General features: G+C 58.9%; 27 protein-coding genes and 4 pseudogenes. 11 read left to right on the top strand and 20 right to left on the bottom strand.

Features of this window, described 5'->3' with window-relative positions; genetic code table 11:
* Nucleotides 1-414: 414 nt before the first annotated feature.
* Nucleotides 415-1408: pseudogene (locus FKM97_RS24235) on the top strand (cation:proton antiporter); the annotation flags it as partial.
* 138 nt (nucleotides 1409-1546) lie between these two features.
* The gene (locus tag FKM97_RS24230) at nucleotides 1547-1945 is read left to right on the top strand and encodes an invasion associated locus B family protein (RefSeq protein WP_144295047.1); all 399 of its coding nucleotides are present in this window, start codon (nucleotides 1547-1549) and stop codon (nucleotides 1943-1945) included.
* Nucleotides 1946-2393: 448 nt separating this feature from the next.
* On the opposite strand, the gene FKM97_RS27300 is transcribed toward FKM97_RS24230, so the two are convergent.
* On the bottom strand, nucleotides 2394-2543 hold the full coding sequence (locus tag FKM97_RS27300; protein ID WP_144295046.1) for a transposase: 150 nt from the start codon (nucleotides 2541-2543) through the stop codon (nucleotides 2394-2396).
* Nucleotides 2544-2560: 17 nt separating this feature from the next.
* Nucleotides 2561-2845: pseudogene (locus tag FKM97_RS24220) on the bottom strand (transposase); the annotation flags it as partial.
* 260 nt (nucleotides 2846-3105) lie between these two features.
* Between FKM97_RS24220 and FKM97_RS24215 the strand changes: the two are divergent.
* Nucleotides 3106-3717, top strand: coding sequence for a hypothetical protein (locus FKM97_RS24215; RefSeq protein WP_144295045.1), 612 nt, complete (start codon nucleotides 3106-3108; stop codon nucleotides 3715-3717).
* Between the two features lie 40 nt (nucleotides 3718-3757).
* Here FKM97_RS24215 and terL read toward each other — a convergent pair whose 3' ends face one another.
* The 10 genes from terL to FKM97_RS24165 form a co-directional block, all read right to left on the bottom strand.
* The gene (gene terL, locus FKM97_RS24210; protein ID WP_144295044.1) at nucleotides 3758-5239 is read right to left on the bottom strand and encodes a phage terminase large subunit; all 1482 of its coding nucleotides are present in this window, start codon (nucleotides 5237-5239) and stop codon (nucleotides 3758-3760) included.
* Entirely contained in the window at nucleotides 5236-5649 is a 414-nt protein-coding gene (locus FKM97_RS24205; RefSeq protein ID WP_144295043.1) for a DUF5681 domain-containing protein, read from the bottom strand. Before FKM97_RS24205 ends, terL begins: the two co-directional genes overlap by 4 nt.
* Before the next feature lie 5 nt (nucleotides 5650-5654).
* Nucleotides 5655-7055, bottom strand: a complete 1401-nt coding sequence (locus tag FKM97_RS24200) for a site-specific DNA-methyltransferase (RefSeq protein WP_144295042.1) — start codon at nucleotides 7053-7055, stop codon at nucleotides 5655-5657.
* Nucleotides 7056-7507: 452 nt separating this feature from the next.
* Nucleotides 7508-8578, bottom strand: a complete 1071-nt coding sequence (locus FKM97_RS24195) for a tyrosine-type recombinase/integrase (protein WP_144295041.1) — start codon at nucleotides 8576-8578, stop codon at nucleotides 7508-7510.
* 9 nt (nucleotides 8579-8587) lie between these two features.
* Complete coding sequence (locus FKM97_RS24190) at nucleotides 8588-8842, bottom strand: helix-turn-helix transcriptional regulator (RefSeq protein WP_144295040.1); 255 nt, start codon at nucleotides 8840-8842, stop codon at nucleotides 8588-8590.
* A gap of 56 nt (nucleotides 8843-8898) precedes the next feature.
* Complete coding sequence (locus FKM97_RS26455; protein ID WP_170241123.1) at nucleotides 8899-9060, bottom strand: hypothetical protein; 162 nt, start codon at nucleotides 9058-9060, stop codon at nucleotides 8899-8901.
* Nucleotides 9060-9539, bottom strand: a complete 480-nt coding sequence (gene ssb, locus FKM97_RS24185; protein WP_144295039.1) for a single-stranded DNA-binding protein — start codon at nucleotides 9537-9539, stop codon at nucleotides 9060-9062. Before ssb ends, FKM97_RS26455 begins: the two co-directional genes overlap by 1 nt.
* Nucleotides 9539-9724: a hypothetical protein gene (locus FKM97_RS24180; RefSeq protein ID WP_144295038.1), complete on the bottom strand. Its 186-nt coding sequence runs from the start codon at nucleotides 9722-9724 to the stop codon at nucleotides 9539-9541. Before FKM97_RS24180 ends, ssb begins: the two co-directional genes overlap by 1 nt.
* Nucleotides 9721-9993, bottom strand: coding sequence for a hypothetical protein (locus tag FKM97_RS24175; protein WP_144295037.1), 273 nt, complete (start codon nucleotides 9991-9993; stop codon nucleotides 9721-9723). Before FKM97_RS24175 ends, FKM97_RS24180 begins: the two co-directional genes overlap by 4 nt.
* Nucleotides 9994-10434: 441 nt before the next feature.
* A complete protein-coding gene (locus FKM97_RS24165) occupies nucleotides 10435-11109 on the bottom strand; it encodes a S24 family peptidase (protein WP_144295036.1) in 675 nt (224 codons plus the stop codon).
* A gap of 474 nt (nucleotides 11110-11583) precedes the next feature.
* Here FKM97_RS24165 and FKM97_RS24160 point away from each other — a divergent pair, with 474 nt between their 5' ends.
* The 4 genes and pseudogenes from FKM97_RS24160 (at nucleotide 11584) to FKM97_RS24150 (ending at nucleotide 13929) form a co-directional block, all read left to right on the top strand.
* Nucleotides 11584-12450, top strand: coding sequence for a hypothetical protein (locus FKM97_RS24160; protein ID WP_144295035.1), 867 nt, complete (start codon nucleotides 11584-11586; stop codon nucleotides 12448-12450).
* Between the two features lie 266 nt (nucleotides 12451-12716).
* Nucleotides 12717-12812, top strand: a pseudogene (locus FKM97_RS27295) (peptidoglycan-binding domain-containing protein); the annotation flags it as partial.
* A 93-nt stretch (nucleotides 12813-12905) separates the two neighbouring features.
* Nucleotides 12906-13721 (top strand): hypothetical protein, encoded by an 816-nt coding sequence (locus FKM97_RS24155; RefSeq protein WP_246105249.1) that lies wholly within the window; start codon nucleotides 12906-12908, stop codon nucleotides 13719-13721.
* Nucleotides 13684-13929, top strand: a complete 246-nt coding sequence (locus tag FKM97_RS24150) for a hypothetical protein (RefSeq protein ID WP_144295034.1) — start codon at nucleotides 13684-13686, stop codon at nucleotides 13927-13929. Before FKM97_RS24155 ends, FKM97_RS24150 begins: the two co-directional genes overlap by 38 nt.
* A gap of 191 nt (nucleotides 13930-14120) precedes the next feature.
* On the opposite strand, the gene FKM97_RS24145 is transcribed toward FKM97_RS24150, so the two are convergent.
* Together FKM97_RS24145 and FKM97_RS24140 are read right to left on the bottom strand one after the other, a co-directional pair.
* Nucleotides 14121-14705, bottom strand: coding sequence for a hypothetical protein (locus FKM97_RS24145; protein WP_170241122.1), 585 nt, complete (start codon nucleotides 14703-14705; stop codon nucleotides 14121-14123).
* Nucleotides 14681-16678 carry a DEAD/DEAH box helicase gene (locus FKM97_RS24140; RefSeq protein ID WP_170241121.1) on the bottom strand — a complete coding sequence of 666 codons (1998 nt, stop codon included), beginning with the start codon at nucleotides 16676-16678 and terminating at the stop codon, nucleotides 14681-14683. Before FKM97_RS24140 ends, FKM97_RS24145 begins: the two co-directional genes overlap by 25 nt.
* 64 nt (nucleotides 16679-16742) lie before the next feature.
* On the opposite strand from FKM97_RS24140, the gene FKM97_RS26450 reads away from it, so the two are divergent.
* Entirely contained in the window at nucleotides 16743-16898 is a 156-nt protein-coding gene (locus tag FKM97_RS26450) for a hypothetical protein (RefSeq protein ID WP_170241120.1), read from the top strand.
* On the opposite strand, the gene FKM97_RS24135 is transcribed toward FKM97_RS26450, so the two are convergent.
* From FKM97_RS24135 to FKM97_RS24120, 5 genes are all read right to left on the bottom strand, one after another.
* On the bottom strand, nucleotides 16895-17344 hold the full coding sequence (locus tag FKM97_RS24135; RefSeq protein WP_144295031.1) for a hypothetical protein: 450 nt from the start codon (nucleotides 17342-17344) through the stop codon (nucleotides 16895-16897). The genes FKM97_RS26450 and FKM97_RS24135 overlap by 4 nt on opposite strands.
* A complete protein-coding gene (locus tag FKM97_RS24130) occupies nucleotides 17331-17978 on the bottom strand; it encodes a hypothetical protein (RefSeq protein WP_205015297.1) in 648 nt (215 codons plus the stop codon). The genes FKM97_RS24135 and FKM97_RS24130 overlap by 14 nt, the downstream gene beginning before the upstream one ends.
* A 20-nt stretch (nucleotides 17979-17998) precedes the next feature.
* Nucleotides 17999-18130 carry a hypothetical protein gene (locus FKM97_RS26995; protein WP_281290140.1) on the bottom strand — a complete coding sequence of 44 codons (132 nt, stop codon included), beginning with the start codon at nucleotides 18128-18130 and terminating at the stop codon, nucleotides 17999-18001.
* 67 nt (nucleotides 18131-18197) lie between these two features.
* Nucleotides 18198-20495 carry an AAA family ATPase gene (locus tag FKM97_RS24125; protein WP_144295029.1) on the bottom strand — a complete coding sequence of 766 codons (2298 nt, stop codon included), beginning with the start codon at nucleotides 20493-20495 and terminating at the stop codon, nucleotides 18198-18200.
* A 241-nt stretch (nucleotides 20496-20736) separates the two neighbouring features.
* Nucleotides 20737-21201: a hypothetical protein gene (locus FKM97_RS24120; RefSeq protein ID WP_428977940.1), complete on the bottom strand. Its 465-nt coding sequence runs from the start codon at nucleotides 21199-21201 to the stop codon at nucleotides 20737-20739.
* Between FKM97_RS24120 and FKM97_RS24115 the strand changes: the two are divergent.
* The 3 genes and pseudogenes from FKM97_RS24115 to FKM97_RS24105 all read left to right on the top strand — a co-directional run.
* Nucleotides 21167-21537, top strand: a pseudogene (locus FKM97_RS24115) (MauE/DoxX family redox-associated membrane protein); the annotation flags it as partial. The gene FKM97_RS24120 and the pseudogene FKM97_RS24115 sit on opposite strands and share 35 nt — an antisense overlap.
* 21 nt (nucleotides 21538-21558) lie before the next feature.
* On the top strand, nucleotides 21559-22071 hold the full coding sequence (locus FKM97_RS24110; protein WP_144295028.1) for a DUF305 domain-containing protein: 513 nt from the start codon (nucleotides 21559-21561) through the stop codon (nucleotides 22069-22071).
* A 487-nt stretch (nucleotides 22072-22558) separates the two neighbouring features.
* Nucleotides 22559-23827, top strand: a complete 1269-nt coding sequence (locus FKM97_RS24105) for a cation:proton antiporter (RefSeq protein ID WP_144295027.1) — start codon at nucleotides 22559-22561, stop codon at nucleotides 23825-23827.
* Nucleotides 23828-23903: 76 nt separating this feature from the next.
* On the opposite strand, the gene FKM97_RS24100 is transcribed toward FKM97_RS24105, so the two are convergent.
* Nucleotides 23904-24176, bottom strand: coding sequence for a cytochrome C oxidase subunit IV family protein (locus FKM97_RS24100; protein ID WP_170241119.1), 273 nt, complete (start codon nucleotides 24174-24176; stop codon nucleotides 23904-23906).
* Nucleotides 24177-24181: the final 5 nt, after the last annotated feature.

Here is a 24181-nt window from a genome sequence, read left to right as displayed (position 1 = left end):
AAAGGTCGCCCGTCGGGTCGCCAAAATGGCAACCCGGAAGAACGGGGCGACCGCTTCACCGCCGCAGTCGCTACGCGCACCAGCAAGAGCGAGCGCGGCGTGCAGCGCGAGGTCGCCCGCGGGGGAGAGGGTCGCGCTGCCGTTCGGCCAACATTCGGCTTGCCAGATGTAATGAGCGCTACGGCGGATCCATCCTCCCTAACGTTCAGCTTGCTAACCAAAATGCTTTCACCCAAATCTCTGTTGTGAGGGGTACCCCTGGCTGTCCATCCTGGGGAGCAAACCTGCTTCTCATTCAGGTTTCTGCGAAAATCTCCGCAGGCAATATCAAGAAGGAAGTATGGCATTGGAGGACGAATGCCGTGAACCGCTTTAGAATGATGGCTCGGAGGACAGCAAGGATAAGGCGAGCCATTGGAAGCCATTACAACTGTTCTTGTCCTCCTCGTCGCGGTGGTCGTGAGCGGCTTCGTATCCCGCATGCTGCCGCTTCCGATTCCCCGACCGCTGGTCCAGATCGTTATGGGCGGGATGATCGGCCTTGCCGCCAACCTGCGCGTCGAGCTCGATCCCGAGATATTCTTTCTCCTCTTCATTCCGCCGCTGCTGTTCCTTGATGGTTGGCGCATTCCGAACGATGAACTGCTGAAGGACAGAACGGTAGTCCTGGAACTGGCCTCGTGTTTCTCACCGTGATCGGCATCGGCTTCTTTGTGCACTGGATGATCCCGGCCATGCCTCTGACCGTCGCATCGCTCTGGCGGCGGTGGTGTCGCCGACCGATCCGATCGCCGTCTCAGCCATCGCGGCGCGTGTCCCTGTCCCAAGACGCTTGATGCACATCCTGGAAGGAGAATCGCTTCTCAACGACGCGTCCGGCCTCGTTTGTCTCCGATTCGCGATCGCCGCTACATTGACCAGTACGTTCTCATTCTCCGATGCTGCGCTCAGCTTCGTATGGATTGCGCTCGGCGGCCTTGCGGTCGGCGTCGCCATCACATGGCTGACCGCGAAGGGGAAGGAATGGATTGCCGGTCGCATTGGGGAAGAAAGCGGATCGCAGATCCTGATCAGCTTGCTGCTTCCGTTCGCAGCCTATCTGCTCGCCGAGAGGCTTCATTGCTCGGGAATTCTTGCCGCGGTGGCGGCCGGTCTGACCATGAGTTCTGTCGAAGCCTCAGGCCAAGCAATGGCTGTAACTCGAATGCGCCGCAATACGGTGTGGGATACAATCCAGTTTGCCGCCAATGGCGTCATTTTCGTGCTTCTCGGTGAGCAGCTGCCTTCAATCCTCGGGAAAGCGGCCGAAACAGTCAGGTTGGCCGGTCATCACGAGTCATGGTGGCTGCTGGTCTTCGTTCTGGCCATCTATACCGGCTTGGTCGCGCTCCGTTTCGTGTGGGTTTGGGCGTTTTCGCGCCTCGAAGAGAAGCGATAGAGCTCTTAGCTGGGGGAGCGAGAGAGGAGACGCGGCTTGGTTCCCCCCAGCCGCGTTTCTTCGCTTTTGGCCTGAGAAGTGGGCGCCGCTTTTAACTACGGAGCGGTCATGAGTGCATTGGGCCAATGTGGCGCGGCGCTGCTGGTCATCCTGGGCCTGGTCGTGCCGTCCCATGCGCAATCAAATGCGCCTACCACCGCAGCGACGGACCGGACGGATTTTCAATCCTGGGCTCTGCAATGCAATCGCAGCCAAAAGCCCGGGCCGCGCCCTCGCGACTGCCTGCTCTTTCAGCGTCTGGCCGATACCAAGTCGGGGCGCATGGTCGTGATGTGGACGATCATTCCGGGCGAAAAGGCCGCGACGGTCTCCGCGATCCAGGTCCCCCAGCCGATCGCGCTTGCCGCACCCATCAGGCTGCTGATCGATGGGCCGGAGAAATATTCGGTGCCCTATTTCAGTTGTGGCGCCGAGTATTGCGAGGCCCGCTTTTGCAATGACGCCTGAAGTTACGACGGTGCTGCTCGAGGCCAAGAAGCTGAGCATCGTTTACCGATCCCTTGACGATAAGGATTTCTCGTCCCGATCAGTCTGAACGGGCTCCAGGAGGGGTTCGCCGCGCTCACCGCTGCCCTCGGCAAGGCAAAGTGAGGCTCAACATGGCGTCCCGAGCCTAAGACCAACAGCTGCATGCGCTGACTCTCGAGAGATTGAACGATGCCGCTGATGCGGCATTTGGTGGATCGATTTTTGGTTCAGAGTTCTGTTTTGAAGGATTGCGGTTGTAGAAGCGCAATCTATGGACAGAAACACTGAGATGGCTGAGTTCAACGTCTTGACTGACGGCAAGGCATACAGCACGAGGCCTACACCTTTGTAATCGTTCATCTGACCCTCGCTCAAGAGCATGATGATGGACGGCCGTCACCGTCGCAGACGGTGTGAAGCTTTGAGTTCAATCCGCCCTGTGCGGACAGTATTCCTTGGGAGCATCCTTCCATTGCAGGCCATGCTTGATGACGTAAACGGAGCCACTGACGACCCGTCGATCATCGACGCACGGAACGCCGCGTTCCAAAGGGAAATACGGCTTAATCCGCGCCATCGGGCGCTCGCTCAAGAGAAGGCCACCCCGTTCATCGCCCCGTCGAGTACCATGGGGGCGGTCAGCCCCGACAGGCGAAGGGCGCCGGTGAATGTCGTGGTCTTCCAGTGGCCATGGGGGACACTGGCTTGGCAGCGCTCGCCCGTCGGCGCGCGGCCGCGCAAGCGGGCCATCTTCGCGGAAGCCCCGGTCTCGTCAATGAAGATCAGCTTCTCGGGGGCGAGATCGAGCTGGCTGTCGAACCAGGATTGTCGGGCGGCAGCAACGTCTTTGCGTGCCTGTTCGGCTGCATGGCCCGTCTTTTATGGAATGGCCCGCCCCTCCCGCCAGCACCGAGCTATGGTGTTGGTGTGTTTGAGAGGAAGCGTCGTCGCCGACCCACCTTGCCGATCGCGCCGCACCCGTGGAGTCTTCGAGCCTTTCGAACGCGGGAGGAGGCTTGGAGCCAATGAACTGCCACGGTCCCTGGTCGTTTTATAACTTACTAACTGTTTGAATCTCCGCTCGACTGTTTTGCGAAACGGAGCGACAGCTGTCCTGTAAATTATATGTGGAGGACAGAATGGTCGCGTTTGCTAAAAAGGTTCAAAAAATATTCAAAAAATCAGTGAAATATTCTGGAGAAATGCCCAGGTCATCTATTAGGTTTGCGCTTGCATTGTCTTTAATCCTGCAAACATTTGGCATTTTTGCAGAGGCGTCGGAGCAACAGCTGACCGAAGCGGCAACACTTGGCGTGCCGATTCACGACATCAACAAACGCTTCAATGCCCTTGCCCGCAGAGCCAAGTCAGAGTTGCGCATGCTGCCAGGCGACTGCGAGGGCGCGGAGCCGCATACCTGCAAGTTTCAACTGGAAGAATATCTCGTCGGAAGCAGCTGGGCTGCAAGTCCAGAGAGCAATGCGCTTCGCTACTTCATGATCTTTGCGGATCAAACTTCGGCCCACGACAATGCGGTGAACGCCGCAAATGCGTTCGGCTTGTTGATCGCCATCTTCTCTCCCGAGCTCACTGCCAATCAGCGCGGTGAACTAATGAGTGCGTTGGTTGAAGGCACGATGGACAGTGGCAAGCACGAGGAGCGGCAGGGTGGCGTCGCTTATAGTCTGACAAGGACCTCTGGATTGGGTCTTTGGTTCACGGTTGAGCCTGCGGCATCGAAGAGCGAGTGATCTGAAGCAGTAGTGGTAAGCGATCCGATTGGATCTCACCTCACGCAGCTTGCTTGATACGGGTTCTCCTCCGACTTCTTAGAGGCTTAGACCGGGAGGGGCGCTGGCTCGATTGCTGATTTAGCCGCTTCCTGTGCAGCGGTGTCACCTTGCGGGTCAGATAATGCAGAGCCTGGCTAGTCGAATCGACTTGATCATCGTGGCGGCCATTGGGGAAGGCGAGGAGCTCGTTTAGCCATTCTGCAACCCAGGCGGCGTTCTCGCGAACATAGACCTGTCCATTGTCGAAGCGTGCGGACTGGGCGAGAAAGCGAGCCTCCTTGTCGATCCGAACCTTGTGGAGATAGGTGCTGTATTGCCCGGAGCGACGCAGGTCCTGGTTGATGGCCCGGCCAAGCTCTGTGTCCTCAATGATGGTCTGGTCGACCTCCCATTTTGCTGCAAGCTCGGTGACCTTGCGGCGCAGGTCCGGCACCTCGAATCTGCCTCGGACGAGGTCGAGAAGATAGAAGTCGAGTCCCTTGGCGCCCCAGACAGTGCCGACAGAATAATCTGCTTCTTCGCTGATGGTGCTCGCCGTGTCCCAACTCGCAATGACGAGATCGAAGGGGGTAGGAGCCTGTTCAAAGAACCGGATCCACTCCCGCTTGACCACATTGCCCTCTAACGGCAGCGGCGCCTGCTGATACTGCGCGGAGAAGGTGAGGCTTCCCAGAGCGCGCTGAAGCTGCTCGAGGATCTCCCGGGGTTCACGCTCCTCATGCAGGAGTTCGCCGGCTGGCCGGACGTAGAGATGCTCGGGGTCATCGCTGAGCTGGAAGTTCTGCGGCTCGGTTGCTATGGCGGGGAGGGAGATGATGTCCCACTCGCCTCGGGAGATCACGTGACCGGCGAGGTCCTCCTCGTGCAGGCGCTGCATGATAATGACGATGGCGCCGTTCTGCTTGTCATTGAGCCGGGTATAGAGCGTGTTGTCGAAGGCCTCGTTTACACGCCGTCGTTCGGCTTTGGAGATCGCATCAGTGGCTTTGATAGGATCATCGATGATGATGAGATCGGCACCACGTCCCAGGATAGAACCATTGAGGCCGGCAGCAAACCGGTATCCTCTTTGGGTGGTGGTGAGTTCGTGTGTTCTTGGCCGCCGCGAGTTCAGCCGCAACTGAGGGAAGAGGCTTCTATACCAGTCGCTCTCGATGAGAAGACGGGTATCGGAGGAGAGTTTGCGCGCGAGATCATCGGCATAGGAGGCGCAGATGATCTTGTGCGAGGGATGTTTGCCCAGGATCCAGGCGGAGAAGGCAACGGACACCGTGATCGACTTCATGGATCGCGGAGGCACATTGATGATGAGACGCTTGATTGCGCCGCGTTCGATTTGTTCAAGCTTCCAACAGAGATGATCAATATGCCAATTGTGCAGATAGGGGGTTCCGGGCTCCAAGGTTGCAAAGGACTTCTGGACAAAGACGGATAGTCTCTGCCGCAGAAGGGCCCGAAGGAGGCGAGCGTCATCAGTCATCGTCCTCCTCCTCCCCTCGCTCTACGGTTGGGTGCCGGGCGCACAGCTGCTGGTTGGTTCAAGGCGCAATTGAGCAACTCGCGATCCTCTTCCGGCAGCTCATAGTGCACATCTCCATCGCTCATTAGCCGCTCGAACCGATTGAGCAGGCTGTCGGAGGCTCGGATGTTGCCCTTCAATCCTTCTCTAACTTGGACACGAAAGAGCGCCTCCACGACAGGCACTCTGCGTTTTGTGCCATTTTCCGATATCTCAATCTCGGTATCCGCTATTCGCTCGACCATGGTTTTGTAGTCAAGGCTGCCCTTTTTGCGCCCGCCGGGATTGCCGCTTTGACCCGGCTTGAACTGTGATCCTTTGGGAGGCTTGCCATAGCCGACTTGCGAGTCGGATCCTTTTTTCTTGTTCATGATCATTACTCCCCATTTGCGGCATTAAGGACAAAGGGAGTGGGCCGCCTCCGAATCCGTGAAGGCTTGCCGGCCATTTGTTTGGCCCTGTCGGCAAAGGAAAGCCCGGTATCGGCATGGATCGCCGTCTCACCTGTCCGTAGCAGCCATCGTTTGACTGCGACATCGACATAGCCGGGATCAAGCTCGATCGCCCGGCACCGCCTACCCACCTTCTCGGCGGCAATGATTGTGGTGCCAGAGCCGGCGAAGCAATCCAGCACAAGGTTGTTCCTGTCGCTCACGTCCCGGATCGCATCCGCGATCAGCGCAACCGGCTTCGGCGTTGGATGAAGCTCCAGCTCCTTGCGAAGGCTATGAGCTCCCGGATAGCTCCATACATTCGTCCGATTGCGACCGAACTTGCCGAGCTGGACATTGTTCTTGTGGGATGCGCCTGGCGACTTGAAAATGAACGCTAGCTCGTGCTGACTGCGGTAGAACGAACCCATGGCACCTGAGCCCTTGTCCCACACGACAAGATTCTTGAGCTCAAGCTCTGCTTGACGGCTGGCATTCAGCATTTCGCGCATATGCCGCCAGTCGATGAATGTCAGATGGATGGCAGCGGGATCGCAACGCTTCGTGGCATGGGTGAGGTAAGTCTGAAGGAATCGGGTAAACTCGTCTTCGCTCATCTCACCCGATGCCATGGCGAAAGCACGATGTCTGCCGGTCCTGGAGACATGGCCTCCTATAGGCACGTTGTAAGGAGGATCCGAGATGCTCATTTGAGCTGTGTCTTCGCCCATGAGCTTCTCATAGGTTGCCTCTTCCAGGGCGTCCCCGCAGATCAAGCGGTGACCTCCTAGGATCCAGAGGTCGCCTGGACGCGTAACTGGCGCCTGCGCTGGAAGCTCAGGGCTTTTGTCGTCATCTGGATCTTCGGCGCTATCGTTGACGAGACGGTCAATCTCGGCACTGGCAAAGCCGGTAATCTCCAGGTCGAAGCTCAAATCGAGCCTCAAGTCGATCTTCAAAAGGTCCGAGAACTCGAGCTTCAGGAGCTCTTCGTCCCAGCCGGCGAGCTCACACAGCTTGTTGTCGGCAATCCTGAGTGCCCGCTTCTGCGCATCATCGAGATGCTCGACCCGCACCACGGGCACCGTCGAATACCCCAGCTTCTTGGCGGCAGCCAGGCGGCCATGGCCGGCGATGATGACGCCCTGCTCATCGATGAGCAGGGGCGATACGAAGCCGAACGCTCGAATAGACTCGGCGATCTGCTCTACTTGCTTTCTCGTATGCCGCCGCGCATTGCGTGCATAGGTCTTGATGGCTTCAACTGGAACATCTGTAGTCTCCAGCCGCAATCGTTCTGGAGAGAGGGCCCTCTCGGCGCTCCCCAACTTACTATCCCCGCTCATTACAACACTCCAAATCAAGAAATGAGTAAGTACATCGTCACTAGGGTCGACCCGATCTTTGGTCTATAGAAATATATGTCGACTGCCGATATGACCAACTAATAAAAGATCTACCAGAATGGTGGGGAAAACATCAAGGGCACGATTCACAAAATCTTGCGTTAAGCAGATGCAGATCGAAGAGCAATGGCCGAAGTGGCTCGTCAGAGTCTTTCCGCTCGCGAACCCAGGTTCACCATTGGTCCGCGCGCGAAGTGTCTAGGCACGAGAACGACCAGGAGCTATCGGATAAGTTCCGGGCCAAAATCAACCATAAGTTGTATTAGGACATTCGGATTGCGGCGATCGCGGCTTCGCCTCTGACGAAGTAATTCCCTGCAGAATTCCCTCAGAGCAGGGAATTCGGAGACTGGTTCGGCAGTGACTGAAACCACCACCACCCCCATTGTTTTTCAACGGGTTAGAACGGAAACTTTGGGATCGTTAGAAAGTTCTGTTAGGCGCGACATCCCTTTCGATGCCAAATGCCGCTGATTTGCCGCCCGTGTGTACCTCTCGACTTCTGAGATCGACTGATGGCCCGTGATCGCCATGATCTCCTGCGTCGTCGCTCCGGCTTCAGCCAGGCGGCGGGCTGCCGCCTTCCTCAAGCCATGTGCATTGAATCCTAAGGGCAGCCCAGCTTGCCGGCAGCAATCGCCGAACCAATTTCCAAAACCTGCTGGCGCAAATGATTTTCCCTGCTCCGTCCTAAGAAAGGTCATATCGCTCACCGCTGAGCGATCGATGATCATCGCGAGCTCGGGGTGAACGGGGATATCCAGGAAGGTGCCAGTCTTTTGCTGCCGCAAACTCAGCCTGCCGTTTCGAATATGTTGCGGGCCAAGCCGGATCACGTCGCTTCGCCGCTGAGCGGTGAAGATCAGCAGGGCAAAGGCAAGCCGAGCTCTCGATCCGATCGGATGATGGCCCTCAAATAGGCGAATGTGATCTTCATCCCACGCAAGAAACCCCTCTTTGCTGACTCGCAGCTTCGCCAGCCCAGCGGTCGGATCGTCCGTTCGCATTTCCTGTTTGATCGCAAAGCGCATTAGCATTCGGAGCGTCCGGAGCACTTTGTTTGCGGTGCCAGGGGTCTCCGATTTCTGGTCGACCAACTTCATAATGCCCTTTCGATCTAGCCGATCGACGGGCTTATCGCCGTTTTCCTTGACAAGATGGTTGATGACGTTGCGGTAAGTCGATTTGGTAATGGGTCTCAACGTCTTGAACGATGAAGATCCATAATAACGCTGCACTAAATCGGCGAACGAGCCCGGCTTCACTGCTTCTGAGACAGATGCGGTGCTGCGTTTCGTAGCCTCAACTTCGGCTAAACACCTCTGGTAAACTTCCATGAAGGCAATCGATCCAGGGAGGCCAGGAAGTGGGGTTTTGGCGAACCCGGTTTTGTTGAAGTAACGACGGGTTTTCCCGATTCTGTCGGTATAGGCCTTGATATATCGCAACTTTAGACGCGTCATTGCCCACCTTTAATGCCAGGGATTTTCTTCCTGCTGGCCGAGCTTATCGGAACCCTCCAGTGGAAACGAGCGGAAGGCAGCATCGAGGTCATCGACATCCCAAAGCCTTCGGCCGCCGATGATCCGGGGTTCGGGCATCAGACCTTCAGCGATGAGAAAGCGAAACTTCGTCGAGCCAAGCCCGACATACAGAGCCGCCTCCGCTTCTGAAAGCCCACGCCGGATGGTCAGGCGTGCTGCGATGGTGGATTTCGCGCGGGTCATTCTCTGCCCTCCATATGTCGACTTACCACGGCCGATCACCTTTTCCTTGGACGGCATCACGCGAATGGCCGGCAGCCTGCCGTTGATGGTCTCCGCATGGCTGACCAGCTGCGGATAAGCCGGGCCTGCTCGGCTAAGTCGCCGATGACTGCCAGGAGCAGGGCGATGGTGACGCAGAGCGCGACGATGAAGAATTCGGCGGGTGACCAGTGGCGCATCAGAACGGCACCTCATTGTCGAGTTCTTCATGGATCGAGCTTGGCCGCGCTGTGGTGGTGCTGCGGCCGGCGGTGCGATCGGGATCCAGGCCGCGCTGCTCGGGGTCGTATCGGCCGCCATCGTCGCGCCTTCCGTCGAGCATAGTCAGGGTGGCGTTGAAACCCTGCAGCACCACCTCCGTCGACCAGCGATCATTGCCGCTCTGATCCTGCCATGTTCGCGTCGTCAGCTGGCCCTCGACATAAACCGGCCCACCCTTCTTCAGATATTGCTCGGCGATCTTCACCAAGCCGTCGGTAAAGACGACGATATTGTGCCACTCCGTTCGATCCTTGCGCCCGTCGGTGGTCTTGTCGCGCCAGCTCTCGGACTTGGCGAGGCTGAACGAGGCGACGCCGCGTCCATCACGGGTGTGCCGGATCTCGGGGGCCTTGCCGAGGTGGCCGATGAGCTGGACCTTATTGAGCGAGCCTGCCATCACATCAATCCCTTGTCTTTCGCCAGCCATTCCGGGCAGGTGAGGGTGTGTGTGCCGTCGCCATTGGAGATGAGTTCTGCCTTGGGCAGCGGGATCCAGGCTTCGCGGGCGCCTTCGTGCACCAGGGCGGCCCGCTCCGTCGTATGGCGGACCTGCACGGCGATATCGATCAAATTGCTGATCAATGCCGCGCCTCCGGACGAACGATGCCAGCCCAAAGCTCGATGGGCCCAAGATGGAGGAAGATCGGCAGGGCAGCGGCTTCACCGTCGTCGATCAGACCGAGGCCGAACGTCTGCTTGAGGGTGAACTTGCCGACACTCAGCGCGCAGCGCTTGCTGGGGCGGGGATGGGCTCGGTCATAGGTTTTGACCTCGGCCCATATGCCGGGGCTTGCCGGCGCACCGAAGTGACGCAGTTTATCAAGAGCGGACAGGCGGACGCTGAGGTTCATTCGTCCAGGACCCACGAAGTTTCACCGAAGGTAAATTGCGATAATCGCGATTAAAGGTCAACGGCGCCATCTGTGGTAATCGCAATTTATTTTGCAGATGCCCGATTTCTTCGAGCAGAATCAATTCTGGACTCCGCCGGGAAAATCGGGAATCAATGAGAACAATAAGAGAACATAGGATGTGTCATGCATAGGCTTCCACCCGATGCGCGCCGGCTGTTATCGGAGATCCTCAGCGTTTATGTCGCGTGTGATGATTGCGGACGAGAGCGCGAGATATCGATCAGCCGACTGAGGGAGATCCAGGCCCTAGGTATTCACACATATGGGGATTTGTGCCGCAAAGTTCGGTGTGGCGAGTGCCCGCGGCTACCTGTGAGGAATAGAAACCTCACAATTCGCCCACGGTGGAGAACCCTTGAAGACTATGCAGGGGTTGATTTAAAGCAGCTGCGAAAAGACGATCTTGTGAATAGAAAAAACTTGGCTTGTGGGTAATTGGAAAATTTCCTCCTCACCCTCCGGCGGATTGAGTTGCCGTAGCACCAAGTGTTTTGAATTTCTCGAGATGAACTGTTTGACATATCCATGCAGCATCTCGTCTCCTCCGATCGTCAGCTGGACAACGACGTAGTCGCCCTTCTTCACGGGCACGTAAGGGTGAAGCCAAACGGTCTCTCCCGCTTCGAATTTTGGCGCCATAGAGTCACCGTGCACATACACGGCATAGGCGCCTTCCACATCGGCAAGGACCGGTGGACAAAAAACGCTCGCGACCCGCTGACCGTTCAGCACGAAGCGGCCGTCAATGCCGCCTTCTGCCTGCCCAAAGACCGGTAGGGCCCGATCGGGGAACGGGCGATAGCTGGGAGGTAGTGTGGCGTTAGACGCCAGCGATCGTTGAGACTGCTCCGGAAAGGGTGTTCCAAAAAACTCGGCAATTCTCGAGAGTTCATGCGCCTTTATGAGGCGCGTTTCCTTTCCGCCAAGGTTGAGCATTCTCGTTATGGCATCTGGCCGCACTCCCAAATGTGCTGCGAGAGCCGCCTTTGCTCCGCGGCCCCGCTTTGCCACCTGGCCCTCAAGCCAATCTCGTATCCGATCATTTTCATTCATCGCGTAATCTTTGCGATTTTCGCGCAGAATGAAATCGCGAAAATCGCATTGACGGAATGCCGCGATTATCGCAATTTAGACTACGAGGAATCGCACTGGAGCCGGTAGGCTCGTGATCGACGGATTTTTGTTTCGAAGGCGCCCCATAAAGGACGGCCGGGGAAAGAGGCGACCTTCGGACGGGTGATGCTCGCAGAAGGGCTTCCTCAAGACGTCGGAACGCATCCGCCGTTACCTCGATGTGCGGCTGCATGATGTGCCGGCGCGGAACGAGGGCCGTGCGCCTGAGCCGCCGCATCCGGCCGATGACGCCTGATGCTGCGAGGGTTGCGAGGCTTTGCGAGGGATTGGACAAACCCTCGCGCGGCTGAAAATCGTTTCGCACGAATGACTTAGAGGAGCTCTGCGAGGGTTGCGAGGGTTTCGAGGGTTTCGCGCGCGTCACGCATGAGAGAGTCTTAGAGGAAGGATGGAATGAAAAGTTTCTATACACACACGGGAGAAAAACCCTCGCAAGTCTCGCAAGAGACTTATAACGATCTGAAATCAAAAGAAAAAAGTGCTGCGAGGGTTGATCCGAAACCCTCGCATGACCCTCGCAACCCTCGCAAGGCGGATCTGCGGCGAGAGATCGATGCCTGGTCATTGTTGGTGTGGCCCTACAAGGACGAGTGCGTAAGGGCAGCGGCCGGCGGCACCGAGGATTGGTCGCTGCGGCATGAGCGCTCCTCCCTGTGCATGGCGGAGCGTCGCGGCGGCCTGATCAATGGCTGGCTGCAGGTGCATGAGGATGCGGTTGCCGTGGATGCTTGGGTTCGGAACCTGTCCCGCCACGGTTACTGGCTGATCGTGGATCACGCAGAGAAGGGCGAGATGCCAAGCCGGGTGGTCAAGCTGCCGCCGTTGAAGTGCCGCCCGGTGCTGCGCCAGACCAGTGCCGGGCCGAAGCCGAAGATGCTGAGGCACCCTCGCACGCACGAGCCTTACATCTGCCTCGTCGAATTTGTCGGCTATTCCGTCGAGGAGATCAGCAAGGCGCATGCCGAAGCCGATGCGAGGGTCGACCGCCTCGGGGACTGTCTCATGCCCTTCACGACCGTATGGCTGAGAAGGGTCAGCCGCTTGCGAAATGGCTCGTCAGTGAGCCTTGGAGTGGGAAGCACGATCGCGCCCGTCCTGATCCTCGTCGCCAAAGTGTGCGACACGCCGCGCTTCCACTCCTTCGGGATCGTCGCTGCCCGGTTGGCCAGAACGGATCGCACTCTTTCCAAGCCTCGATCGCGCAGGCCCCAGCTAGGATGCGGTGACGGGGCCCCTGGAAGATATTGCTCCTGCGGGTAATTCGGGCGGCGAGTGTTCACCAGTCTGACGGCTTTCCAGAAGCCTAAACATTCGACTTTATCCCCTAAACACGAGGCACACTTTTGAGCGTGAACAAAGCAAATGGAGTCGTCACCAGGGCGAGCTTGCGCGCCTTTTGAAGGTGACGCCGGGCCGCGTGTCGCGGTGGCTTGCCGAGGGCAAGATCCGCGGACCCACGATCATCGGACTGGGACGGAATGCGCGGGTCTAGGACGTGCTGACAGACAAGGTTATCCAGTCGGGATATCGACGGCAAATATGGCAACCTGAACTGCGACGCGATCCTCGCCTTCCAGGCGTACAATGGCCTGACCAAGACCGGCCTGATTGACAAAGCCCTCCTCGAGGCGATCGCGATCGCCGGCGATCGGCTGCTCTCGGAAAAGCGCGCGTCGACGACAGCGGAGACGCTGCGCCAGGCCGGATCCAACATCGTGGAGAAGGCCGATATCCCGAAGGTGGTCGGTGGGGTGACCGCCGTCGTCTCGGGCGTAGCTGCCGCGCAGGACACCACGGGTCTTCCCGGCGACATCGTCTCCGGCGCTGATGGCATCCTCGACAAGGTCGACACCGCGATCGGCCTGGCGAGCCGCTTCCGAGGTCTCCATGAGGCCTTTGCCGGCCTCGGCCAGTTCATCGCGGACAATTGGTGGATCCTCAGCCTGCCGGCTGGCGGCCTGGTGTGGTGGGCGGCGATGCGGATCACCAAGGCGCGCGTCGAGGATCACGCAGACGGCTGGAACCTTGGGGGGGTGACCATGCTCCTCAGCCTCATCCCGGGCGGCCAAGTCATCGGCCTCGCCCTCCGCCTACTGTTCACCGGCCCGGTCAGATATTTCACCTGGGCGATCCTCATCGGAAGCATCGCCTTCATCACCGGCGCCCGCTGGATGGATGGCCGCTGGGAACGCTGGCATGCCGCCGAGCGGGTTCGCGTGGTGGCCGAAATCAAAGTCGTCGTCGAGGAAGCGCAGAGCCGTCTCGGCACGCGCATCAGCGCCGACCGCAACCGCTTAAAGCAGCTCGAGGAGGATGCCCATGAATACAGGCGGCAATTGGCGGAGAAGAGCGGCACGTTGGCAAAGGCCCGTGACGGTGAACCTGAAACCGTCGAGCGCCGCGTGCCCATCCCGGGCGCAAAGCCGGGCCATGCCGGCCGGTCGTCGGCGACCCAGCCGTTGTCGCGCTGTGCTGTCGATCCTTGCGCTCTCGATGATGACGACGCTCGGCGGCGGCGAAACTACCGGTGACATCGGTCGCCTGATCAGCTTGCCCCGGGTCGAGCGAGTGGATTCACATCTGCGGGAGAAGTGCGTCGGCCCCGACATCAAGCCAGGCGACAATGCCAAGGCGCTGCTGGGCGAGGCGCTGGTCGAGATCGCCAATTGCGAAAGCAAGCGGGCAGGGTGGCAGGGGTTCTATGGTGATGCTCAGAGAGGGTTGGCGGGAGTCGAGTGATGTGTGCTTTGCCGCTCCTCACCATCTCTACCGCAGCGCTCCAGTTGATCTGCGTGCGGCTCCAGCATTGGCATCAAAGCAATAATTGTCTCCATTCAGGCTCTCGCGCCCCGGCGCTGAAAGCGGTCGTCTGCTCAGGTAACTATGAAGGTGGTTATCGTCGAACCTTCCTCCTAGAACGGCTGGGAAGGTCAGACGCGAGAAGTGCTCAGCCCTAAATCTGCAAACGCCAAATGCGCGTCGATCGATCGCAGGATTGTCTGAAAGTCCGTACCCATCTGATCCTCCCGATTAGGAAAGCGGTCTGCATAGGAGCGGTGCAGGATGACGGGAGAACGGATCGCCGTGGACCGATGGGCGAAGGCTATCTTGTCGGGGGAGTCCAAGCCCTTGCGTATCGCCACCGCCATAACCTCTAGTGCTGCTGGATTAGCAGTCACCTTCCCAGCCTCCTGAAGCGCATGCTGAACCAGGGCGGCCAGTGCGCCAGCGATCATGTAGAAGCGACGATTCATCAGCTTGAGCACGAAATCGCGGGAGCGCTTGCAGGTTTTGAACTTGGACGGGGCGACACCGAGCGCCGCCTCGATTGACGCAAACGGCGCACCGGTCAACCAGGCACGCAGTGCGGGCTTAAGCAACGCGATTTCGGCAACAGTGCTGTCGCCTCCGGTCTTCTTGCCGCGGGTGACAGCCTTGACGGTCTCGACATCCCCGCCGAACAACAGTGCATAGCTAGCGCGATCCGCGATCAGGAAATCGACCAGCCATTGCACCATTCAATGATCGTGGTCGGCAGCATGTCGATCTCGGCTACGATCTTGGAAGCGAGTGCGGTTAATGGCTCAAGTTGCATGCCGCTGAAGACGGCGATCTTGAGGGTCGAGACTTCGGTAGCTTGGGCGTCGGCGGCAAACGCACTTTTCAGTGACACGAGCTTCACGTCGAACGCGGCCTCGGCGCCCGTCTTGCGAGCCTGGAAGGCGGCGAAGGATCGATCCATCATTTGGATTGGTCGATCAGGATCCGCTTCCTCGCCCTCGCCGGCCCGCAGCCGGCTGAGGAAATAGCGAACATCCGGACTGCTGACGTCGCCGAGCTGGATCCGGTCGAGCAGTGTCGTTAACGGATCGTCAATCATGACGCACTGGTCGCTGCCAGGCAGGACCTTCTCCAGCATGGCGAATGCCTCACCAGTCGGTGTCCAGTCCATCCGGAAGGAGACCGGCGGCTCCGGAATGAGCAGGACGGTACCGTTGGCCAGATGGCCGGCGCGACCTGCCCGGCCGGCGGCGTTGAGGATCTCATGATCCTTGAGCGGCTCGCGCCCGTCCTCGTCGTGGCGCATCGTGCCAGCAAGAATCGCGACCTCAGCCGGGAGGTTCATCCCCTGGGCAAGTGTCGGCGTAGCGACGATCACGCTGGCGCCGTCACGCCTGCGGAACAGCGACTCGGCCATGCGTCGCTCGATCGAAATCATGTCGCCATTATGGGGCAAGGCGGGTGCGGTCGGATCGAGCAGCGAATGCTGCGCTCCGCCCAATTCGGCGATGATGTCTTGCCACAGGTCATTCTCGAGTTCGTTCAGTGCGCCGACAGCCGGGACGCGGGCCTTGATCTTTTTCGCGGTCGTCGGTGCGTGATCGGCCTGGTTGACGAAAATGATCGTCTTAAGACCGGCCCGCGCCGCGCACGCGGCAAAGGAAGCGCCAACCTCGTTGGAATTTGGCGTTGCGCCAGTGACGCCATAATTAAGCGACACAGTGCCATCGGAGAGCCGAATGATCCGCCGATCCTGAGGCGCGTTTCGTGCCCAGGCATTATTCAGCCCGAACAAGGCAAACGGCGTCAGATTAAGCGGCGGCTTGTGGGCCGGTTGGTCGGTCCGCTTCGCAAAGTTTGCGGCGCGGACAGTCGTGTGGGCCCAGTCGAGCTGATTCTTGGCGTAGATCACGACGCCGCGCGCCTGACGGCTTGGCTTCCACGGATCGACGAAGCTGATGCAGCGCCGTCCGGAAAGCTGTTCGAGCCACTCAGCGACATCCGGAGCGTTCTGCAACATCGCAGAGAGGAGCAGATAGTCGGCCTGGGGAGCGCGACGAAGCGCATGGAGCAGACACAACATGGCATCGACGCTGCGCGCGCCGCCGCCCGCCGGGCTCAACAGGTGGCATTCATCAAAGACGATGAGGCCGAGCTCGGCGACGTCAGCGTCGGCGAAGCTGAGCACTGCGAGCAGGCGCTCGGGCGTCATCACCTCGATTGCACCGAATTCGGGGCCAGAGATAAAGGCAACAAGGTCGCCATCGGCCGAGATCTCGTAATTGGCGAGGCTCTTGGGGAAATTATCGGAAGATCGTCGAAGCTGGTCGACCAGCGCGAGCGTCGGCACGAGGAAGATCACCTTGCGGCCAGCGCTAAGCGTCGCGGCGATCTTGAGTTCGGACAGAGTGGTCTTACCCGCTCCTGTCGGGAGTTCCAGCACCGCCGACGTTCCGGCGTCGAGTAGGCCGGTCGCCACTGCCTTCCGGTGGTTGGGCCAGAGGGTGGGCTTGGTATCGGCGCGGTGACGGAGCCAGCGCCGCCAGACGGGTTCCGCAGCTCCAGCCGGTGCCGGCAGGTTCGCGATGCCAGCTCCTTCGAGGCCGTCGGCGACATGGCGCAGCAAGCGCGCGAGGTGGCGCGGTCCGGCATAGGCCGAGACCAACCTGGCCCCGGCCGCGGCTGGGGCAACGTCGGCGATCGCCAATTGGTGTCTCCCGCAATGGATAGGCGAGCTCCGGCGGCGGCTGATCGAGCAGACGCGCCACAAGATGAGTGAGCCCTGCCCAGCAGAGACCGTAAAGCCCCTGGGTCGCCTGTTCGGTCAGATCATCGTCGGGAGACGGCTGGAGTCGGGCGAGGCGCTCGGCGCGTTCGAGAATCAAGGTGAACCTTTCCTGCGCCAGATCCCGGATACTTTCGACTAGGGCGTCCGATGGATATCCCCGAGACGTCCGACACCAAGTCCGCGCGCCGCTTCTCGGGCGTCGGGGCTCTGCTCGGCGATTAGGAACAGCAAAGGTGCTGCGATGCGCGGATGGATGGCGCCGGCGCTCAAGAAAGCCGCACGATCCGGCGCAATCGGCATGACCCGGCCGAGGATTTGGTAAGCGGTGCCCGCGACGAAAGCGGCGGCGCGACGGGCCTCGCCATCGATCGTGTCGTCGACCTGTGCCTCGCAAACCGCTGCGATGCGGGCGAGGCGCTCAATCTGGGCAAGATACTCGGGCGCATCAGCGAGTTGTGCGGCGCGTAGGCGGAGGCCCGCGAGCTCGGCATAAATGGCGGTGAGTTCTTGCGGCAGGGTTTCCGGATCGACGCCGCGCAGCGGCGGTGCCGAGCGGATCAGCGCAGCGGTTTCAGCGTCGAACATCGAACGCCTCGATCTTCATCCATACGAGGGCGGCGAAGACCGTGAACCAGCCGCGGACATCGTCTAGCGGCATCGTATTGCCGCCGCGTGTGGTGATGTCGCCTGCGATCGCGTCATAGCCTGCGAAAAGCGCAGGCCGCTCGGCGGCGCCAAAACCACTCGGCGCCACGGTCAGCGACGCCTGGAAAGCAAGAGGCCGGGCGCGAACCAACTCATCATAGGCGGCATTGCGCTCGTCACGAGTGAAGCCGAGTTCGATCAGGAGGGTGATGGCCGCTTGGGCGAGCTGGTTGTCGCGTTCGCCCGAGACATATTCTCGGAACGCCGTTAGCACGTCTTGGGAGAATAGCTGCCGCCAGTTGGTGGTGCATTTATATTCGTAGACGGTGGCCCGGGTGAGGGTTCGCGTCACCAGATCAACGGTCACCTTGACGCAATCGGTGCCCTGGTTGGTCGCCTTCAGATGGGGATCGGAAATGGCATCACTCGGCGTCGCGGTCAGGCGTGCCGCGACCCAGCTGATAATCTCGAAAAGCAGGCCGTCGCGATGGTAGATCTTGGGACTGCTCGTGGGATGAAGTTCGATCCGCAATTTCTCCTTGAGCGCGGCGCTGATGATCGGCGGTGTGCCCACGGGGTGGGAGCCGTCGAGAATCATGCTGCATGGAGCGCGCGACCGATCATGATTTGCGCACAGACCTCGGCGAGCGCATCGTCGTCGGCTACGGTCCAGTCCGCGCCGAGACATTGTGGCGGGGTCGCGGTGGGCAGAACGCTTAGGGTCATTCGTCGACCTTGTCGGCGGGCTGCTGTTTGCGCTTGGCGACAGTTGCAGGGATAAGGACGTTGTTGTTCACCGACAGAGCTGCTTCAAACTCGCCAGATGCTTGGCATCAACATGATCCATCATCTCGACGAGCGCGCCTGCGGCGGCTCGAGTTTCCTCCAGTGTCATTGACGAAAAGGACAGCAGGTCGTCCAAATTGTCGGAATGCGATTCGACTTGTGCGAGCCGTTCAAGCGCCATCAGCTTGTCGCGATCGAGCTCTGGATAGTCGGCGTAGAGTTTGGCCATTTGACCTGCCAAACCGGAGCTCCCGGGGCATTTGAAGGCGAGAAAGACATCGAGCACACGACGCATGAGGTTGGGAACTATATAACCGTGATCATCATAAGCGTCGGTCTTCTCGATGAAGCGAAGGACATGGCTGAAGAGGAAATGATATTCGGAATCATATTCCCGCAGCAACTTCGACATCTCGACGATCGTCGATGATCGTTTGATTTGTCCTTCCGGAATGGCGACGTCGATGAACAAGAAAGTCGCTGTCGGATCCTTGCCTTCGGGAGGACGTGCCTTGACTTTCCACGCCTTCCGAAACTCGTTCATGCACTGGAGATTGTGAGTGAGCACGATCACCTGACCGGCCTTGTCGAGCCTGCCGCGCACAAGCGAGCACGCGAAGTTGAGCGCCTTGGTATCGAGACTCGATACGGGGTCGTCGATGACGACAATAACGTCCTTTAGCTTGCGATTGTCCGCCTCGATCGAGGACAGGAAGTACGAGATCGCAATCGCGGTCTTCTCTCCCTCACTCGGCACTCCGGTAATAGGCGTTCCGTGGCGATGAAGCTTGTAGCCGTCCTCCATCGGGTGAATTGTCAGCTCAGCATGTCCGAGGTAGGCTGCAACGAGCTTATTAATCGCCGTCGCGGCCGGGCCATGAACCCTGATCTTCTGCCGCAGGTCGGTCGCGGTCAACTTCAACGAATCCAGCGCATCGCTTTCCTTGACGACATTGGCGGTCGCGTCAGCCAAGTCCTGTGCCAGCTGGGCAAAATCGCTCCGGCACTCGAGCAGGAAATGGCGACGGATCTCCGTCTCGGCGTCGTCCTTATGCTTGGCGAAATTGTCCACGACGCCATTGTGGGCCGTTATCATCTCGTTGATCGACGCAATTGCCTTGGCCAACTCGTTCGCGGTTGCGACAACGTCGGCCTCGGCTGAAAGTTTGCCAGTATCCGCGGGTGATGCGGGGCGCGCGCGCTTGGCACCGAGAACCTGCTGCAGGCCGGAAAGATGCGCGATCGTGTTTCCTACTTCTTGTGAGACTAACTTCCTTAGCTCGCCGGAGCTTTCCCGCAGCTCAGCGACAAACGTATCCCTCAATGGCGCACGTTCTTCGATATCGGAGAGTGTCGCGATCACAGCGTCGAGGCGTTCGGCAGTCTTGGCGAGGCGCGCAACGAACTGGTCGACCTGGTCGTCGAGCGCGGCGGTTAGTTGGGCACGTCGTTTGTCCGAAATCGCGTTGCCGCAATAAAGGCAGTCGGCGACCTCGTTCGCATGATGGAATTCCTGGCCGTGCTTTAGCCACAGCAGCATGTCGGGATAGCGCTGCACCTCATCGAGTGCGACCGTGGTGAGTGACTGGTTGCAGATGTCGACGATAAATCGGTAAGCGGTACCGATACTGGATGCATCGAAGGCGATCGGCCCGACTCGCGGCATCGGTTCATCCAGCCGCCGAGAATCTTCGGCCGCTCTAAGTTCGTCATCGGTCAACGCAGCGCCAACTTCGTCTTTCCATGCTTCGAAATCCTTGACGAGAGCGGGTGCCTCATATTTGCGGCTGCCCAGATGAAGACGCGACGCGACTGACTTGGCGCGCTCCCGCTTGAAGGTCGCGAAGGATTTGTCGGCAACCTTCTCTGCCGCGAGCGCCAGAGCCTTGGCAGTTTCGGCCTTCGCGATCGCAGCTTCGATTTTGATTAGCTCAGTGGCCGCATCCGCTTGATCGGCACCGATGTAGAAAACCGGATTCGCGAGGCCGGCGGTCCACTGCAAATTCTGCTCGATGTAATCGTTGTTGAAGACCAGCAGGCGCTGTTCGAGGCCGCGCGGATTTGTCGGGCACCCATGCGTGGCACCGTCATCCAGTGTCACCTCGAACGAACACCCTTCGGGCAACTTCGCGTGCCGCTCTCCCGCCTGAAAACTCGAGAACAGGCGCGACAGGGTGCTTTTACCCGATCCGTTGAAACCGTAGATGAGATTGTACTGGCGCAGGTTAAGTGAAGGAGATCGAGCATTCCGGTCAGCATGGATGCCCATGCCCTGCATCGACCGGATGTTGGTGATGATCCCCATGTAGAAAATTCACAGCCTAACTGAGGCGTTGTCAACGACGATCCCAGCCGTACGTGCTAGAATTGAACTGGAAATCCTACGTTCTGCCAAATATTGAATGAACGTCGTTTATTTCCATGAGGATGGAATGGGCCAACTCCAGTCCAAATCGGGGGCTTCTGACTTAAGATCCTCTACCTTATAGGCTCGCCGAATGTCTGCTTCGGATCAAACTAAACTGGTATCTGGGCAACAGCCGACATCAACATCTTTCAGCGGAACGGGCCTGGTTGAGCGCGAACAGGCGGGAGAGGCTTTCGTCGTCATCCAGTCGGCCGGTGCGACAGTCCTCTCCCCAGCTGTAGGCATCAGCGACTGCCGCATCGAGCGCGGCGTACGCGTTCACCAGCCATTGCGGGAGAGCGTTGTAGAGGTTAGGGAGCGTTCGCTTCTTTAGCTCCTTCGCAGCCCCCTCATCCTTCGGCAGGACACGATTGGGGCAGCCGGAGACCGGTTCGGGCTCCCGAATTGCCAGGTCGGCAGGGTTCAGCCAATTCTCGCACAGCTCGTTCAGCCGCGCCACCGCAGCGGCGATCACCTGCGCTCGCGGATCGTCTACGTAGTCGGCGGCTGGGATGTCGGGCGTCCTGGCCTTTGCTTGGGCAGCATTTGGAAATCTACTGACAATCTGAGCGACTGAATGGCTTATCGCTATATCGATGTGCATCTTGGCGATCTTGAAGCTTGCGACGTCGAGAGCTTCTCCAATATGTTTCTCGGATATGATCTGCTTGCCAGTGATGGGATGCGATATTCCTATCTCTATCCCTTTGGAGAAGCACTGGCAGGCGTCCTGATGATCGCCGGGGTACTTCTGTGGCTCGCCATTCCTGTCACACTCGTGATCGCCACGATCGGTGCCGTCTCAATGTTCAAGGCCGTCTACATTGACCGGCGTGAGCTTAAATGCGCCTGCGTTGGCGGCAACAGCAACGGCCCGCTGGGCTTCATCTCACTGACCGAAGACCTGATGATGATCGCAGTGGCCGTTGGATGCTCGTAAAATAACAGAAGGAAGACAGCTATGACTTACGGCCGTTTCGCCGCCATGATCGTCGCCTCGACTGTGGTCATGTTCGGACTGATGTACTTGAATACCTATGCTCTCGATCACGTGACCTACAGCCAGACCAGGACATGGATGGCTTTGCTGATGGGCGCCGTAATGGCCATTATCATGATCGGGTTCATGTGGTCGATGTATAAGAACAAGGCGTTGAACGCAGCCATTATCGCAACGAGCATTGTGATCTTTGCCACGTCGCTATGGCTCGTGCGCAGTCAGAATACGGTTTACGATGTCAGCTACATGAAAGCGATGATCCCTCATCACTCAATAGCAATCATGACCAGCGAGCGCGCGCATATCAGGGATCCGCGCGTGCGAAAGCTGGCCGACGGAATTATTGAAACGCAGGTCCGCGAAATCGGGGAGATGGAATCGCTGATCGCGGATCTTGAGGCACATCCCCTTCCCGATGATGCGTCGGACCTTCCCTCTTATCGCGAACGCAGCGCACCGGCGACCGCGCAATGAGAAACCCAGAGCCGATCGCTTTCCTGCTCGTGAAGCAGGCTGCAAAGCGGACCACCATGCATGCAGAGGCTCAAGCGACTTGAGTCGAAAATGCATCGGAAAATGGGCGGACTACAGCCGGGAGGCATCAACGCTGCAGCGTACCTATACGCGAGCGAACACTCAGATTCTGGAGATTGTGGGTGCATCCTGTCGATGACCACTGCCTCCGTGTGAAGTGTGAAGCGCTATGACCGTCATGTTCCCTTCGCGCTGATCACCATCGCGCTGATCGAGAGCGTCGAGGGTCCTAATGAGCCTGTTCAACATCTATCGCCGTGTGTACACGCAGTGTGGCCGCGTCTAAATGCTGCCGTCGACCTGCTGAGGCGATCTCCGAAGTCAAAGCAACCGCCTGTGGCTTTGACTGAGGTGGGCTCATCGACTACGAAGTCACAGATGAAAACATTGCGATCTCTCATTTGAGAGGCACTCGCAGAGGCCGATTATGCTTACGCTCTTTCAGTTGAGCGCCGCCCTCTTGACGCTGACTGCCATCTTTGCCTGGTTGAACGAGCGGTTTCTGAGCCTGCCGGCCAATATCGGGCTTTTATTGATGGGCCTCGGCAGTTCCCTGGTGCTGATTGCGATCGAAGTGCTCTTCCCCAACACACCAGTTTACAATGTACTCACCAACGCTTTGCAACAGATCGATTTCTACGAAGCCGTCATGCACGGAATGCTAGCCTTCCTGCTGTTTGCGGGTGCTCTTCATGTAGACCTGGGACGATTGCGCTCTCGGGCTGCCGCGGTCGGCCTCCTCGCGACAGGGGGCGTCGTCATCTCAATGTTCATCGTTGCGACCGGGCTTTGGCTGGCCGCGAGAGGCTTGAACCTGCCGATCGGATTTGCCTGGTGCCTCGTGTTCGGCACGCTGATCGCCCCGACGGATCCGGTCGCCGTGCTTTCGACCATAAGGGCTGTGAAGGTGCCGGAATCGCTTGAGACTGATATTTCGGGCGAGTCTCTGTTTAACGACGGCGTGGCTGTCGTCCTGTTCACGATTGCTCTGCAGGCAGCAACGGCTGGGGGAGACGACCTCGGCGCAAGCACCATCGCTCGCCTTCTCCTCCTGGAAGCAGGGGGTGGTGCAGCGCTTGGCTTGGTGACCGGGATCGTCGCCTATCAGGCCATGCGGGCTATTGACGATTTCTCAGTCGAAGTGATGATCTCGCTCGCACTCGTAACGGCCACTTACGCGATTGCCGACCAGCTGCATATGAGCGGCCCGATCTCCGTCGTCGTCGCTGGCGTGCTGATCGGCAATCGCGGGGCGTCGCATGCGATGAGCGACGTCACGAGGCGATATGTCTTTGGCTTCTGGACTCTGATCGACGAGATGCTCAATGCCGTGCTGTTCCTATTGATTGGCCTTGAGGTGCTGGTCTTGCGCTTCGATCCTTCCTTTGGCTGGATCGCGTTGATCGTTATTCCTCTCGTCACCGCGGCCCGCTTCATCTCCGTCGCCTCTGCGGTCACCATCCTGAGCTGCTGGCAGCGCTTCGTTCCGGGAACGATCTCCGTGCTCACCTGGGGCGGACTCAGAGGCGGCATCTCAGTCGCCCTCGCACTGTCCTTGCCGGACACCGAGGCCCGCCCTCTGATCCTTGCCGGCACTTACGCGGTTGTGCTGTTCACGATCATCGTCCAAGGCTTGAGCCTCGGTCGCTTCGTCAAAAGGCGCGGAGTGAGTGCCTCTACCGGGAATGGCGGCTGAACTCCTGGATCCGCATCTTTTTTGATGCACGGTACTTCGCTGCTTGGATCGGCAAACCAGACATTGTTTCGCATTATCATCCTGTGCTGCGGGTGACGTAGTCACTCATCGAGAGAAGGCAGAGAATCATCAGCCACGCGCCGGCACCCATGGCGAAGATCCTCACGAGGCCGCTCTCCTCACGCAGATGCATGAAGACCCAGTAGATCAATGCGGCCTTGGCTGCCGCAATCACCAGACCCGCGGCCAGGCTGAGCGGCCCCGTCAGAACGAAGCTGGCGCCGACCGTGGCGGCAAGCAAACCCAGCAGCGCTGCCCAAGTCAGTAGTATTGGTCTGATCTGTTTCATCAGCC

This window comes from Rhodoligotrophos appendicifer, assembly GCF_007474605.1.
In the GTDB taxonomy this organism is placed as follows: domain Bacteria; phylum Pseudomonadota; class Alphaproteobacteria; order Rhizobiales; family Im1; genus Rhodoligotrophos; species Rhodoligotrophos appendicifer.
This window is presented reverse-complemented; position numbering and strand designations above follow the sequence as displayed.